This is a genomic window from Streptomyces sp. NPDC102270 (genome assembly GCF_044766405.1).
Lineage (GTDB): Bacteria > Actinomycetota > Actinomycetes > Streptomycetales > Streptomycetaceae > Streptomyces.
Window position 1 is genome coordinate 205,037 of record NZ_JBIWLX010000005.1, and the last position, 14,801, is coordinate 219,837.

13 protein-coding genes are annotated in these 14,801 nt (G+C 71.9%); 2 read left to right on the forward strand and 11 right to left on the reverse strand.

Annotated features, from left to right (window positions below; genetic code table 11):
- Positions 1 to 66: 66 nt before the first annotated feature.
- The 6 genes from ACIRP7_RS11235 to pdhA form a co-directional block, all read right to left on the reverse strand.
- A complete protein-coding gene (locus ACIRP7_RS11235; protein ID WP_403656480.1) occupies positions 67 to 1,164 on the reverse strand; it encodes a potassium channel family protein in 1,098 nt (365 codons plus the stop codon).
- On the reverse strand, positions 1,161 to 2,546 hold the full coding sequence (locus ACIRP7_RS11240; RefSeq protein ID WP_403656483.1) for a molybdopterin molybdotransferase MoeA: 1,386 nt from the start codon (positions 2,544 to 2,546) through the stop codon (positions 1,161 to 1,163). Before ACIRP7_RS11240 ends, ACIRP7_RS11235 begins: the two co-directional genes overlap by 4 nt.
- Entirely contained in the window at positions 2,543 to 3,463 is a 921-nt protein-coding gene (locus tag ACIRP7_RS11245; RefSeq protein ID WP_403656486.1) for an NTP transferase domain-containing protein, read from the reverse strand. Before ACIRP7_RS11245 ends, ACIRP7_RS11240 begins: the two co-directional genes overlap by 4 nt.
- Positions 3,464 to 3,623: 160 nt before the next feature.
- Positions 3,624 to 4,943 carry a dihydrolipoamide acetyltransferase family protein gene (locus tag ACIRP7_RS11250; protein WP_403656488.1) on the reverse strand — a complete coding sequence of 440 codons (1,320 nt, stop codon included), beginning with the start codon at positions 4,941 to 4,943 and terminating at the stop codon, positions 3,624 to 3,626.
- A complete protein-coding gene (locus ACIRP7_RS11255) occupies positions 4,943 to 5,947 on the reverse strand; it encodes an alpha-ketoacid dehydrogenase subunit beta (protein WP_403656491.1) in 1,005 nt (334 codons plus the stop codon). The genes ACIRP7_RS11250 and ACIRP7_RS11255 overlap by 1 nt, the downstream gene beginning before the upstream one ends.
- Complete coding sequence (gene pdhA, locus ACIRP7_RS11260) at positions 5,944 to 7,089, reverse strand: pyruvate dehydrogenase (acetyl-transferring) E1 component subunit alpha (RefSeq protein ID WP_403656494.1); 1,146 nt, start codon at positions 7,087 to 7,089, stop codon at positions 5,944 to 5,946. The genes ACIRP7_RS11255 and pdhA overlap by 4 nt, the downstream gene beginning before the upstream one ends.
- A gap of 174 nt (positions 7,090 to 7,263) precedes the next feature.
- Here pdhA and ACIRP7_RS11265 point away from each other — a divergent pair, with 174 nt between their 5' ends.
- Positions 7,264 to 7,764, forward strand: coding sequence for an Lrp/AsnC family transcriptional regulator (locus ACIRP7_RS11265; protein WP_403656497.1), 501 nt, complete (start codon positions 7,264 to 7,266; stop codon positions 7,762 to 7,764).
- A 2-nt stretch (positions 7,765 to 7,766) separates the two neighbouring features.
- On the opposite strand, the gene ACIRP7_RS11270 is transcribed toward ACIRP7_RS11265, so the two are convergent.
- Entirely contained in the window at positions 7,767 to 8,357 is a 591-nt protein-coding gene (locus ACIRP7_RS11270) for a TetR/AcrR family transcriptional regulator (protein ID WP_352387281.1), read from the reverse strand.
- On the reverse strand, positions 8,354 to 9,871 hold the full coding sequence (locus ACIRP7_RS11275; protein WP_403656500.1) for a 3-hydroxyacyl-CoA dehydrogenase: 1,518 nt from the start codon (positions 9,869 to 9,871) through the stop codon (positions 8,354 to 8,356). The genes ACIRP7_RS11270 and ACIRP7_RS11275 overlap by 4 nt, the downstream gene beginning before the upstream one ends.
- A gap of 160 nt (positions 9,872 to 10,031) precedes the next feature.
- On the opposite strand from ACIRP7_RS11275, the gene paaN reads away from it, so the two are divergent.
- Positions 10,032 to 11,723 (forward strand): phenylacetic acid degradation protein PaaN, encoded by a 1,692-nt coding sequence (gene paaN, locus ACIRP7_RS11280; protein WP_403656503.1) that lies wholly within the window; start codon positions 10,032 to 10,034, stop codon positions 11,721 to 11,723.
- Here the strand turns inward: paaN and ACIRP7_RS11285 are convergent.
- The 3 genes from ACIRP7_RS11285 to ACIRP7_RS11295 are packed head-to-tail and all read right to left on the reverse strand — an operon-like array spanning position 11,720 to position 14,744.
- Positions 11,720 to 12,466: a TrmH family RNA methyltransferase gene (locus tag ACIRP7_RS11285; protein ID WP_403656505.1), complete on the reverse strand. Its 747-nt coding sequence runs from the start codon at positions 12,464 to 12,466 to the stop codon at positions 11,720 to 11,722. The two genes, paaN and ACIRP7_RS11285, sit on opposite strands and share 4 nt — an antisense overlap.
- Positions 12,463 to 13,809, reverse strand: coding sequence for an HTTM domain-containing protein (locus tag ACIRP7_RS11290; RefSeq protein WP_403656507.1), 1,347 nt, complete (start codon positions 13,807 to 13,809; stop codon positions 12,463 to 12,465). The genes ACIRP7_RS11285 and ACIRP7_RS11290 overlap by 4 nt, the downstream gene beginning before the upstream one ends.
- Complete coding sequence (locus ACIRP7_RS11295) at positions 13,806 to 14,744, reverse strand: DUF5819 family protein (RefSeq protein WP_403656510.1); 939 nt, start codon at positions 14,742 to 14,744, stop codon at positions 13,806 to 13,808. The genes ACIRP7_RS11290 and ACIRP7_RS11295 overlap by 4 nt, the downstream gene beginning before the upstream one ends.
- Between the last annotated feature and the right edge of the window lie 57 nt (positions 14,745 to 14,801).

Genomic DNA, 14,801 nt, shown 5'->3' on the forward strand with positions numbered 1-14,801 from the left:
GTCTTCGGACCGATCACCATGCGGCTGTACAACCGCAAATGACCAGATCCGCGTTCCGGAGCGTACTCAGTCCTGCGGAAACGGGCGGACGTCGGGTGCCACCTGGGTGCCCGGCGTCGCCCGCACGATCGTGATCAGCCGGTCCGTCAGCTCCAGCGTCCCGACGGCCGGATCGTCGTACCCGAGCACCCGGTGCCCGCGCAGCACACTGACCACCAGGTCGTCCGCCTCCCGTGGCTTCCTGCCCACCTCGGCCTTTATGACCGGTCGCTCGATGATGTCGAGTCCGCTGCCCTGCTGGATGAGGTCCTCCATCACCATGCCGGCCGCGGGGCTCAGCACCGACAGTCCGAGAAGCCGGCCGGCCGCGCTGGCGCTGGTGATGACCGCGTCCGCGCCGGACTGCTTGAGCAGCGGCGCGTTCTCCTCCTCGCGCACCGCGGCCACGATCTTGGCGCCCTTGTTGAGCTGCCGGGCGGTCAAGGTCACCAGGACGGCCGTGTCGTCGCGCTGAGTGGCGATGATGATCTTCCGAGCCCTGTGCACCTCGGCCCGCTTCAGCACCTCGCTGCGCGTCGCGTCACCGATGACCCCCGCATAGCCCTCGGCCGTCGCGGCCTCGATCGCCTTGCCGCTGGGGTCGACCACCACGACCTGCTCCTTCTTCAGGCCCGTCGCGCACACGGTCTGGATCGCGGAGCGGCCCTTGGTTCCGAAGCCGACGACGACGGTGTGGTCGCGCAAGGTGGACCTCCAGCGGTTGAGTCGCCACTCGTCGCGGGTGCGCTCGGTGAGGACCTCGAGCGTGGTGCCGACCAGGATGATCAGAAACAGCACACGCAGGGGCGTGATGACGAAGATGTTGGTGAGCCGGGCGGCATCGCTGACCGGGGTGATGTCGCCGTATCCGGTGGTGGAGAGGGTGACGGTCGCGTAGTACCAGGCGTCGAGGAAGTCGACCGACCGGTCCGAGTTGTCGTTGTAGCCATCACGGTCGGCGTAGACGATCAGGGCGGTCGCCGCGAGGACCAGCAGGGCCATCAGAACCCGCTTGGCGACCTGACGGAACGGGTGCTCCACCACCTTGCGCGGCAACTTCACCTTGTGGGTCACGAGATGCTCGTCCGCCTGGCGGGCGATCGCGTCATGGCCCGGAAGTTTCACGTGAAACACACCCCGATTCCGGCGGACGCCCAGGGCAGATCGAGCAGTTCGGCCTCCTGCCCCGGCCGGGTACCCCCGGGCGGTACGACGGCGAGGGCATCGGCGGCCGCGATGCCCCGCAGCATGGCCGGACCGTTGTAGTGCAGCGGGATAGCGCAGTCACCGTGCAGGACGACCGGGACGAGCCGGGTGTCGTAGGGGTGACCGTGGGCCTCGTCCCTCAGGGGCAGGGTGTACGGCTCCGGGGCCGGGCGGGCGGCCAGGGTGCGCAGCAGCGGGTCGGCGAGCGTGAGCAGGCCGGAGACGGCGGCCAGGGGGTTGCCCGGCAGACCGACGAGGTGCTGGTTCTCCTTGGTGCGGGCCAGCAGCATGGGGTGGCCGGGGCGCACCTGGACACCGTCGACCAGGAGTTCGGCGCCGATACGGCGAAGGATGGGGTGGACGTGGTCGACGGGTCCGGCCGCGGTGCCGCCGGTCGTGACGATCACGTCCGCCTTGGAGCCGGTGATCGCCTTGTGCAGGGCCTGGGCGGAGTCACCGAGCCTACGTACGGCGGTGACCTCGGCGCCGAGCGCGCGCAGCCAGGGCGGGAGCATCGGGCCGAGGGCGTCGCGGATCAGACCGTCGCGCGGGGTGCCTTCGGTGAGCAACTCGTCGCCCAGGACCAGGACGTCGACGCGGGGGCGGGGGACGGCGGTGAGGGTGTCGTACCCGGCGGCCGCGGCAAGGCCGAGGACAGCCGGGGTGGCGAGGGTGCCGGGCGGCAGGAGCTGGTCGCCGCTGCGGCATTCCTGGCCGCGCGGGCGGATGTCCTGGCCGTGCACGACCTCCCGGGTGGCGTGCAGCCGGCCCTTCTCGTCGGTCCGCCCGTGCTCGCTGCGCAGGACGGCGGTGGTGTCCGGGGGGACGCGCGCGCCGGTGGCGATCCGGGCCGCCTCGCCGTCGGTGAGGGGAGCGGGCTCGGCGTGCCCGGCCAGTACGCCCTCCTCCCGTACGGCCCAGGGGCCGGGGCCCGCGACCGCCCAGCCGTCCATGGCCGAGGTGTCGAAGGAGGGGAGGTCGGTGAGGGCGTCGAGGGGGGCGGCCAGGGTGAGTCCGAGGGCGTCTTCGAGCCGTACGGAGACGGGGGCACGGCGGGTGACCGCGCGAGCGGCCCGGGCGGCGGTGGCGCGAGCCTCGGGCCAGGGGGTAGCCCTGTGGCGGGCGTCGGGTTCGGCCGCCGGGCCTGAGCCCTGGGGCGGCGGTGCGGGAGTGCGGCGGCCCCCCGGGTGCGCGGTGCCGTTGTCTTCTCTCACCAGGGCCAGCGCCTCCTCGACGTCGAGGTCGTCGGCGTCCTCGGCGAGGCCCGCGGGGTCACCGGCGCGCACGGAACGGGCGGTCATCCGGCGTCCGGGCGAGTGTCCGGGGCCCCGTCGGGTGCGGCGGCCGTCTCCCTGTCGGCCTCCTCCGCCCAGCGCAGGGCCAGGGCCGCGGCCTTGCGGGAGGCATCGGCGACCGCCTCGGGGCCACCGTCCGCCCGTGCGGCGGCGTAGCCGACGAGGAAGGTGGTCAGCGGTGCCGCGGGCCTGGCCACGCCGTGCGCGGCGTCACGGGCGAGGTCGAGCAGCACGCCGGTGTCGACGTCGAGGTCGATGCCCAGCTCGTCCTTGACTGCGGAAATCCATTCATCCAACACGTGTCCATGCTCCCTGATGCGTGCCCTGGCGGTGGCGATGTCGTCCCAGGTGTCGCAGTCGAAGGACGCGACGGGGTCGGGGACGCGGGTGAGGTCGAGCACGGTAGTCAGCCGGCGCAGCGGAAGGCCGGTGAGAGCGCCGTGCTTCTTCGCGAGTGCGGCGAGCTCGTGGCGCAGTGACGAGGTGCGGTACGCGGCCACCAGCGGCTGGTCGCGGCCGTCGGCGTCGGTGAGCAGTACGCCGTCGGTGCCGCCCGTGCGCAGGACGGTCAGCAGCGTTCGTGCCGTGCCCTCCTGAAGGAAGGGCAGGTCGGCGGAGAGCACCAGGACGTACCGCGCCGCGGTGTGCCGCAGACCGGCGTCCAGGGCGGCCAGCGGACCGCCGCCGGGCGGGTCCTCGCGGGCCCAGGTCACCGGCCGGGCGGTGGGGCGGGGGTCGGCGACGACGACGGTGGTGCTCGCGTCGGCACAGGCCGCGAGGACGCGGTCGAGCAGGGCGCGTCCGCCCACCCGCACACCGGGCTTGTCCGCACCGCCGAGCCGCCGGGCGGCACCCCCGGCGAGCACGACCACGTCGTACACGGGACCGGCGTCCGAGGCGCGCGGGGGCTCGTTGGAGGTCACCCCCCGAGTATGCGTGCCGTCGCGATCACAGGGAACGTGCGGCGGCACCGCGATCGGGGGTGGCGGGCCGGCACCGCGCTCGCGGCGGGCGGGTGCCGGCACCGCGAGCGTGGTGTGCGGGTGCCTCGGTCACAGGGTGCGTGTTGTGCGGGTGCCTCGGTCACAGGGTGCGCAGCAGGACCGCCGGCTGTTCCACGCAGTCCGCCACATACCGCAGGAAGCCGCCCGCGGTGCCGCCGTCGCACACCCGGTGGTCGAAGGTGAGCGAGAGCTGGACGACCTGACGCACCGCCAGCTCGCCCTCGTGCACCCATGGCTTGGGGACGATGCGGCCGACGCCGAGCATGGCCGCCTCGGGATGGTTGATGATCGGCGTGGAGCCGTCGACACCGAACACGCCGTAGTTGTTCAACGTGAAGGTGCCGCCCGTGAGTTCCGCGGGGGTGAGGGTGCCGGTGCGGGCCGCCTCGGTCAGCCGGGCGAACTCCGCGGACAGCGACTCCGCGTCCCGCGCCTGCGCGTCCTTGACGACCGGCACGACCAGTCCCCGCTCGGTCTGCGCGGCGAACCCCAGGTGCACGGCGTCCAGTCGCACGATCTCCCTGGCCGCCATGTCGACGGTGGAGTTGAGCTCCGGGAAGCGGGCGAGGGCGGCGGTGCAGATCCGGGCGAGCAGCGCGAGCAGGGAGATCTTCGGGCCGCCGGTGGCGTTCATCGCGGCACGCGCGCGCATGAGTTCCGTCGCGTCGGCGTCCACCCAGCAGGTGGCGTCGGGGATCTCGCTCCGGCTGCGGGACAGCTTGTCGGCGACCGCGCCCCGGACGCCCTTGAGGGGGACACGGGTCCCTGCGGGGGTGGTGGCCGGGGCAGTCACCGGGGTGTGCGGGGCTTGCGGGGTTTCCGGGATGACGGTCGCTGCCGCTGCCGGGCGTCCCTGTGAGGCGACGGCACGCAGGGCGTACTCGACGTCGGCCCGCAGGATCAGTCCGTCGGGGCCGGAACCGGTGAGCTCCCTGAGGTCCAGGCCGTTCTCCCGGGCGAGGCGGCGGACCAGCGGGGAGATCACGGGGACGGGGCCCTCGACCACCTCGGGGGGTGCCGGGCTGCCGTTCACCGGCACGGGGACCTGCTGCTCCCGCCGCACCCTGCGCCTGCGCGCTGGTGCCTCCGAGGTGCCGTACCCGACAAGGACGTTCCCCGAGCCCTCGGTCCGTACATCGGGGTCGGACGCCGGTGCCCCCACCGCGACCGTGATGAGAGGTGACCCCACGGGGAGCTCACTGCCCTCCTCGCCAAAGCGGGCCGTGACGACCCCGGCGTAGGGGCAGGGGACGTCGACCATCGCCTTGGCCGTCTCGACCTCGACGACCGGCTGGTCGACCGCGACGACGTCGCCGACCTCCACCAGCCAGCGGACGATCTCCGCCTCGGTCAGGCCCTCGCCGAGATCCGGCAGCCTGAACTCCAGCACCTGCGCCATCAGCTCTCCGCCTCCCACTGCAGACGCCCCACGGCGTCCAGGATCCGGTCCACGCCGGGCAGGTGGTGACGCTCCAGCATCGGCGGCGGATAAGGGATGTCGAACCCGGCCACGCGCAGCACCGGCGCCTCCAGATGGTGGAAGCAGCGCTCCGTGATCCTGGCCGCGATCTCCCCGCCCGGTCCGCCGAACCCGCCCGACTCGTGCACGACGACCGCTCGTCCGGTCCGCCGTACCGAGGCCGAGACCGTGTCGTCGTCGAACGGCACCAGTGAGCGCAGGTCGACGACTTCGAGGTCCCACCCCTCCTCCCGCGCGGCCTCGGCAGCTTCGAGGCACACGGGTACGGACGGCCCGTACGTGATGAGTGTGGCGCTCCGGCCGGGGCGCCGCACCACCGCACGGCCTATCGGTTCAACGGCCTGGGGGTCGTCCGGGTTCCAGGAGTCCTTCGACCAGTACAGCCGCTTGGGCTCCAGGACGACGACGGGATCGTCGGAGGCGATGGCCGCGCGCAGCAGTCCGTAGGCGTCGGCGACGGTCGCGGGCGTGACGACGTGGAGTCCCGGCGTCGCCATGTAGTAGGCCTCGGAGGCGTCGCTGTGGTGCTCGACCCCGCCAATGCCGCCGCCGTAGGGGACCCGGATGGTGATCGGGAGCGGCATCGCCCCGCGGGTGCGGTTGCGCATTTTCGCCACATGGCTGATCAGCTGTTCGAACGCCGGGTAGGCGAAGGCGTCGAACTGCATCTCCACGACCGGACGCAGCCCGTACATCGCCATGCCGACGGCGGTGCCGAGGATGCCGGCCTCGGCGAGCGGGGTGTCCGTACAGCGGTCCTCGCCGAACTCCTTGGCCAGTCCGTCGGTGACCCGGAAGACACCGCCGAGGGTGCCGACGTCCTCGCCCATGACGTGCACGGTGGGGTCGGCCGCCATCGCGTCGCGCAGCGCCCGGGTGAGCGCCTGCGCCATGGTGGCCGGCTTGAGGGCGACGGTGGTCATCGGTGCGTCTCCCCGTGAGCGTCGTGCTCGGCTTCCAGTTCCGCACGCAACTGGGCTTGCTGCTCGCGCAGTTGCGGGGTGGGCTCGGCGTACACATGGGCGAACAGGTCCATCGGGTCGAGGACCGGGTCCTGGTTCATGCGCTCGCGCAGTCCCGCGGCGAACTCCTCCGCGTCCTCGCGTACGGCCTCGATGCCGGCCTCGTCGATCAGGCCGCGCTCGGTCAGCTCGTGTTCCAGGAGGGCGATCGGGTCGTGTCCGCGCCAGGTCTCGACCTCGGCGTCGCCGCGGTAGCGGGTCGCGTCGTCGGCGTTGGTGTGGGCGTCCACGCGGTAGGTGATCGCCTCGACCAGGGTGGGGCCGCCGCCCGCGCGCGCATGGCGTACGGCGGCGGTGAGGACCTCGTGCACGGCGGCCGCGTCGTTGCCGTCGACCAGCCGCCCGGGCATGCCGTAGCCGACGGCCTTGTGGGCCAGCGAGGGGGCCGCGGTCTGCTTGGCGAGCGGAACGGAGATCGCGAAGCCGTTGTTCTGGACCAGGAAGACGACCGGGGCCTGCCAGACGGCGGCGAAGTTCAGTGCCTCGTGGAAGTCGCCCTCGCTGGTGCCGCCGTCGCCGACCATGGCGAGCGCGACCACGTCGTCGCCCTTGAGACGGGCGGCATGAGCGAGACCGACGGCGTGCGGGAGCTGGGTGGCGAGCGGGGTGCACAGGGGGGCCACCCGGTGCTCGCGCGGGTCGTAGCCGGTGTGCCAGTCGCCGCGCAGGAGGGTCAGCGCCTGGACGGGGTCCACGCCGCGGGCGACGGCGGCGAGGGTGTCGCGGTAGCTGGGGAAGAGCCAGTCGCGGTCCTGGAGGGCCAGCGCGGCGGCGATCTCGCAGGCCTCCTGGCCGGTGCTGGAGGGGTAGACGGCGAGGCGGCCCTGCTTGGTGAGGGCGGTGGCCTGGGTGTTGTAGCGGCGGCCGCGCACCAGCTCGGCGTACAGCCGGCGCAGCAGGGCCGGGTCGGCCTGCGCGGCCGCGTCGGTGCCGAGGACGCGATGGGGCTGCGCGTCGGGCAGCAGGGGCGCGGGATCCGTGCGGGGCTGCCAGGCGGGCGGCGGCGATGGCCGATACGCGCCACGCTGCTCCATGACCGTCATGACGGCACCTCCTCGTGGGAGCGGCTGGTGGCGCACCACGGGTGTGAGGCGCCTCACCTACCGATTGTTCGGTCGCCGGCACATTTTGGCTACAGGCCCCCTCAGGCTGTGGACAAACGGTTCTCCACAGCCTGAGATGGACGCAGTACGTCCATGGTAGGGAGGCGGGGGGACATGGCACCTGAACAAATGGCCGACGGCCCGGAGAGCGGCGTCCCCCTTCCACCCCCGCGTCCGCTCGACGCCATCGATCAGGACATCATCCAGATGCTCCAGGCGGACGGCCGCGCGTCGATACGGTCGGTCGCCGAACGGGTGCATGTCTCGCGCGCCAACGCCTACGCGCGGATCAACCGGCTCGTCGAGGACGGCGTCATCCGCGGCTTCGGAGCCCGGGTCAACCACGAGCGCGCGGGCCAGGGCACGTCGGCGTACATCACCCTGAAGATCGTCCAGAACTCCTGGCGCACGGTCCGCGAACAGCTCAGACAGCTGCCCGGGGCCTCGCACATCGCGCTGGTCGGCGGCGACTTCGACGTCCTGCTGCTCGTCCACACCCCGGACAACAGATCCCTGCGCGAACTGGTCCTCACCCGCCTCCAGGCCATCCCCGAGGTCCTCAGCACCCGCACCCTCCTGGTCTTCGAGGAGGAGGACCTGGAACCGCAGGGCTGAGTTCAGGAAGCCTTCCGCAGCCCGCCGAAGATCAACTGGGCGACCGCGTCCGCCACTTCGCGTTCGTTCATGCCCCGGCCGTCCGGGCGGTACCACTCCACGATGGAGTTGATCATCCCGAAGACCAGACGGGTCGCGAGGCGTACCTCCACGTCACCGCGTACATCGCCGTCCGCGGCCGCCGCCTTGAGGAGCTCGGCGACGCGGTGGTCGAAGTCGCGGCGGCGCTCCAGGGCCCACCGCTCGGTGCCGGTGTTGCCGCGCACCCGCAGCAGCAGGGTGACGTAAGGGAGTTCGGCGATCAGCACCTCCACCATGCGCCGCACGACGTACTCCAGGCGGCCGGAGGCACGGCCCACGCGCGCGTGCTCCTCGTCGAGGATCCCGAAGAGACCGTCCAGCGCCCGGCTGACGGCCCGGCGCAGGAGTTCCTCCTTGCCGGAGACGTGGTGGTAGATCGACGACTTGGAGATGCCGGCCGCCTTGGAGAGGTGCTCCATGGAGGTGCCGTCGTAGCCGCGCTCGATGAAGACCTGGACGGCGACGGACAGCAGCGTCTCCGGGGTGTACGTGTCGCGCTTGGCGGTCGTCATGAGGTACTGCCCTCCCGCTTGTCGGAGGCGTACGCGTGCCGGTACAGCGCGAGCGAGGGCGCGTACCGTCCGGACGGGTCGCGCAGGTGCAGGTCGTCGAGGAGGGCGTAGGCCCAGTTGCGGCCGAGCCTGCGGCTCCACTCGAAGGGGCCCAGCGGATAGTTCACCCCGAGCCGCATGGCGGTGTCGATGTCCTCCCGGGTGGCGACGCCCTTGGCGACGGCGTCGTGCGCCAGGTCGATGATCCGGGCGACCGTACGGGCGACGATCATGCCGGGCACGTCACCGATGACGCTGACGTCCTTGCCGAGCGCCTGGAAGAGCCCAACGGCCTCGGCGAGCGTCTGCTGCGAGGTGTCCTGGGAGGCGGACAGCGCGATCCGCGTGGCCCTGCGGTAGTCGAGGGCGAGGTCGAAGTAGACGACGTCCCGGAACTCCACCGAGGTCTGCCCGTCGGCGAGCGCGAGCTGGCCGCCGCTCGGCAGGACCAGACGGGTGCCGTGGTCCTCCTCGTCGTCGCGGACCTGGATGCCCGCCTCGCGGATCAGCGCGAGCAGTTCGGACGCGGGGCCCAGATCGCCCTCGGCGACGACGTACGCGGGCGCCTGGGCCCGCTCCGCGGTGTGCGGCTCGTCGCGCTCGACGCCGTCCGTGTACTCGTACCAGCCCCGCCCGCTCTTGCGGCCGAGCCGGCCCGACTCGACCAGGCGCTGCTGGGCCAGCGAGGGCGTGAAGCGCACGTCCTGGAAGAAGGCGTGCCACACCGAGTGCGTCACGGACTCGTTGACGTCCTGCCCGATCAGGTCGGTCAGTTCGAACGCGCCCATCTTGAAGCCGCCGCACTCGCGCAGGACCGCGTCGATGGTGGCGGGCTCGGCGCCCTGGGCCTCGTAGACCGCGAACGCCTCGGCGTAGAAGGGCCGCGCGATGCGGTTGACGATGAAGCCGGGGGTGTCGGCGCACGCGACCGGGGTCTTGCCCCACGCGCGTGCCATCTCGTACGCGCGCGTGGCCGACGAGACCTCGGTGGCGAACCCGGAGACGACCTCGACCAGCGGCAGCAGCGGCGCGGGATTGAAGAAGTGCAGGCCCACGAAGCGGCCCGGGTGGCGCAGGGCACCGGCGATGGCCGTCACCGACAGGGAGGAGGTGTTGGTGGCGAGCAGACAGTCCTCGCCGACGATGTCCTCCAGCTCCCGGAACAACTCCTGCTTGACGTCCAGTCGCTCCAGGACGGCCTCGACGACCAGGGTGCAGTCCGCGAGGTCGGTGAGATGCTCGGCGGCCACCAGACGGGTGCGCGCCGCGTCCCGGTGGGCGGCGGTGAGCCGGTCCTTCTCGACGAGCCGGTCAAGGCGGGCACCGATCGCGTCGGCCGCCTCCCGGGCACGGCCGGAGGCGGCGTCGTACAGCCGCACGGTGTGCCCGGCGACCAGCGCGACCTGGGCGATGCCCTGGCCCATGGTGCCGGTGCCGACGACGGCCACGGGGCTGCTGAGGTCGAGTCCTGTCATGTGCGCGATCCTCCCGCACGGGGTTTTCCACAGATGCGGCGGACCCCCTTGTCCCGACCGATCGTTCGGTTACTCTAACTCTGACTGTCCGTTCCTGCCCAGGTTTCTGCCCAGGTCATGAGCTCGACGAAGAGTTCTTGAGACGAGGAGTTGGTCCCGTATGGCCGCCGAACTCACCGCGCACGATCTGATCGCCGCGCACCGGCCCACCCTCGACCAGGCGCTGGAAGCGATCCGCACCCGCGCGTACTGGTCGCCGCACCCCGAGCACCCCAAGGCCTACGGCGAGAACGGCAGCCTGGACATGGCGGCGGGCAAGGCCGCCTTCGACGCCCTCCTCGGCACCCGCCTCGACCTCGGCCAGCCCGGCACCGACGACTGGGTGGGCGGCGAGGTCTCCCCGTACGGCATCGAACTGGGCGTGACCTACCCACACGCGGACATCGACGTGCTGCTGCCCGCCATGAAGGCGGGCCAGAAGGCGTGGCGGGACGCGGGCGCGGAGATCCGCGCGGTGGTCTGTCTGGAGATCCTCAAGCGGATCAGCGACCGGACCCACGAGTTCGCGCACGCGGTCATGCACACCAGCGGCCAGGCCTTCATGATGGCGTTCCAGGCGGGCGGCCCGCACGCGCAGGACCGCGGCCTGGAGGCGGTGGCGTACGCGTACGTGGAGCAGGTCCGCACCCCCGACACCGCCGAGTGGACCAAGCCGCAGGGCAAGCGCGACCCGCTCGCGCTCACCAAGCGGTTCACACCGGTCCCGCGCGGGATCGGCCTGGTCATCGGCTGCAACACCTTCCCGACGTGGAACGGCTATCCGGGCCTGTTCGCCTCCCTGGCCACCGGCAACGCGGTCCTGGTGAAGCCGCACCCGCGCGCGGTGCTGCCCCTGGCGCTCACGGTCCAGGTGGCGCGGGACGTCCTGAGCGAGGCCGGCTTCGACCCGAACCTGGTGGCGCTCGCCGCCGAGCGCCCCGGCGAGGCCATCGCGAAGACCCTGGCCACGCGCCCCGAGATCCGCATCATCGACTACACCGGCTCGACGGAGTTCGGCGACTGGCTGGAGGCCAACGCCCGCCAGGCGCAGGTCTACACGGAGAAGGCCGGCGTCAACTCGGTGCTCGTGGAGTCGGCCGGCGACTACAAGGGGATGCTCTCCAACCTGGCCTTCTCCCTGTCCCTGTACAGCGGCCAGATGTGCACGACCCCGCAGAACCTGTTGATCCCCCGGGACGGCATCCGCACCGACGAGGGTCCCAAGACCTTCGACGAGGTGGTCTCGGACCTCGCCCGCTCGGTCGACGGCCTCCTCGGCGACGACGCGCGCGCGAACGCGCTGCTGGGCGCGATCGTCAACCCGGACGTGAAGGCCCGCCTGGAGGCCGCGGCCGGGCTGGGCGAAGTCGCCCTGCCCTCGCGGGAGATCACCAACTCGGAGTTCCCGGGCGCGGTCGTGCGCACACCCGTCGTCGTCAAGCTGGACGGGGCCAAGCCGGACGACGAGGCCGCCTACATGAGCGAGTGCTTCGGCCCTGTGTCGTTCGCCGTCGCGGTCGACTCGGCGGCCGACGCGGTGGAACTGCTGCGGCGCACGATCCGCGAGAAGGGCGCGATGACCGTCGGCGCGTACACCACCGACGAGGAGGTCGAACAGGCCGTCCAGGAGGTCTGCCTGGAGGAGGCCGCGCAGTTGTCGCTGAACCTCGTGGGCGGGGTGTACGTCAACCAGACGGCCGCGTTCTCCGACTTCCACGGATCGGGAGGCAACCCGGCCGCCAACTCCGCGCTGTGCGACGGGGCGTTCGTCGCCAACCGGTTCCGGGTCGTCGAGGTGCGCCGGGAGGCCTAGGACCCGCCGAGACTCCAGTGGTAGAGGGCCATCGCCACACTCGTCGCCAGGTTGTAGCTGGAGACCTGGGGGCGCATGGGAAGGGCGAGCAAATGGTCGGCACGCGCGCGTAGTTCCGGCGACAGCCCACTGCGCTCCGAACCGAAGGCGAGGACGGCGTCGTCCGGGAGCTTCACACCCCGGATGTCGTCGCCCTCCGGATCCAGGGCGAACACCGGGCCCGGCGGCAGCTCGGCCACCGTCAGCCGCTCCACCGCGGTCGCGAAATGCAGGCCCGCCCCACCGCGGACCACCGTCGGATGCCAGGGGTCGAGCGTGCCCGTGGTGACCACACCGGTCGCCCCGAAGCCCGCGGCCAGCCGGATCACGGCCCCGGCGTTGCCGAGGTTGCGCGGATGGTCCAGGACCACGACGGGGGCCGTACGCGGGATGTGCGCCAGCTTCCGGAGGTTCGCGGCTCGGGACGGTCGTACGGCCAGAGCCGCCACCGCCGTGGGATGCGGGCGCGGCACGAGGGACGCGTACGCCGACTCCGGGATCTGCGTCAGCAGCGCGCCCAGAGCGCCTCGTACGTCCGGCGCCAGCTCTTCGGCCAGAGCGAGCGCCGCGCCCCGGTCGACGGCGACCGCCACCGGGACCTCGGCCCCGAAGCGCACGGCGTGCTTGAGGGCGTGGAAGCCGTCGAGCAGCACGGAGGTATCTGCGAGCCGGTGCCACAGGCTCACGGGATCGGGACCGGTCATGCGGGGAAGCCTACGTGCCGGTGACCGGGGTTCTCGGGGTCACCGGGGCTGCCGCCGGGGTTGTCGCCGGCGCCGTCAGCGGGCCTCGGGGGCTTCGCGGAGCCCATCCCCGGCTCCATCGGTGGGCCTGGCTGCCGAGGGGGCCGGCGCCCCCTCGGACCGCGTTGCTCCTTCGGGCCGCGTTGCTCCTTCGGACCGCCAGCCAAGCGCGCCCACAGCCGCGTACGCGCGTGTGCCGCCCAGTCGCCGAGTCGGCGAAGGAACGACGTCGGCAGGAACACCGAGTCGGCCGCGATCATCGCCAGCGAGAAGAACGGCAGGCCGAGGACGACTGCGATCACCGCGTGCTCGGTGATCATCGCCGCCAGGAGGACGTTCTTGACCCGCCGGTTGAACAGCGTGAACGGGAAGGCGACCTGTACGGCGACCGTGCCGTACGTCACCAGCATCACCATGACGCCGTTGGCCGACAGCAGGTCGGCGAGGGCGGGCCAGGGCGAGAAGGACTCCAGGTGGAGGGGGTAGTAGACGGCCGTGCCGTCCTGCCAGCGGGAGCCCTGGATCTTGTACCAGCCCGCCGTCGCGTAGATCAGACACGCCTCGGCCATGATCACGAGCAGAGCGCCGTTGTGGACGATGTTGCCGACGACGTCGAGCATGATCCGCGACTGCCCGGACCGGGCGAACCGACCGACCGCCCACCACAGGGCCTGCGCCAGCCACAGGACCCACAGGAGCGCCGGGACGACCCAGTCGCCGTTCAGCCTGTCCAGGAAGGCCGCCGACACCAGCACGAGCCCGAGGACGCCCCACAGGGCCGGGCCGACACGGTCCACGACGTGCTCTCCACGCGCGCGTGCCTCCCGCGTGCGCCGGGCCCGCCGCTCGTCCAGCGACCAGACCTGACCGCAGCGCGTGAAGACGAGGTAGATGCACATCAGATGCAGGACGTTGTCGCCGCCGTCACCCATGAAGATGCTGCGGTTCTGGAGCGAGAGCACGCCGACCATGAAGAGCACGGACGTCGCACGGGTGCGCCAGCCGAGCAGCAGCAGAAGGCTCGACAGGACGGCGAGCACATAGACCGTCTCGAACCAGAACTGGCCGTCCGACCACATCAGGGCCGTGAACGCGCCGTTGAGCGAGATCAGCTGGTCGGCGAGGTTCCAGCTCCACGGTCCGTCCGGGCCGTACAGCTCCTGGCGGTGCGGGAACTCGCGCAGCAGGAACAGCAGCCATGTCGCGCTGAAACCGATACGGATCATGGCCGTCTGGTAGGGGCCGAGGGCGGCCTCGGTGACGCGGGCGATGCCGGTGGACACCGCCAGGGCGAATCGGTTCACCGGGCGCTCCCCTCGGTGTCCTCCGACGTCACGGCCCACCAAGGCAGCTCGCGGTAGACCGGCTGCACCGAGACCTTCTCCTCGCTCCACTTCGGCGGGGGCACGCTCGACGTCCTGGAGCGGGCCTGGACACTCACAAGGATGTCGCCCCGCGCGGCCACGTGGTCGCGCTCCAGACGCAGCACCACGAGGCGGCGGAGATACGTCTGGGACAGGGTGCCGCGCAGGCCGACCGGACGGTTGTCGGCGTCGTGCGTGGAGACGAAGAGGTCCCAGGAACGGCGCAGCTCGTTCTGCTGGGTGTGGCTGGGCAGCAGATTGCCGTCGATGGCCCGGCCGTCCTGGGCGGACAGGTCGTACCAGCCGGTCGTACGACTGCCACCGTCGGCGGTCCGTATCCGGGCCCGGACCTGCACCGCGATGTTCTGCTGAAGGGGGTTCGGAGCGAAGAGCTTCCAGTTCTGTTCGAACTCCGGGTAGACCCAGTCGTCCACCGCCCTGCCGTGCTGCTTGGTCACCGTGTTCACCGGCGCGACGTGCAGAAACACCATCCCGATGTGGACACAGACGGCGACAGCGACGACGGCGAGCGCCAGGACTACACCGATCTGATAGCGCAGGGAGAGGGCGGTCACGCCGGTACGGGGCTCGGGGTCGGAGTCCGGGTTCCGGAGGGGGGCAGGCCCTGAGGCCGGGGCGGCCGGGGGTATCGCTGCGGGGGCGGAGGGGTGGGTGTCGGAGGACTCGGGGGTCGCGTCGGACCCGCCCTGCACTTCCGGCTCACCGAGCGCTCCCGGCCCGTAGGGACCGTCTGGCTCCTCTGACCCCTCTGCCCTCTCAGGTCCCTCGACTCCCCGGGGCTCAGCGGCATCGCCCGGCTCGCTCGCGGCGCCCGGTCGTCGCCGGGCGTTCGAGCCTCCGTCGTACGCGTCCATTCCGCCCCGTTCCCGATTCCGGTCCGTGCACCGCCGCCCGGCCGCAGGAGACGGCGG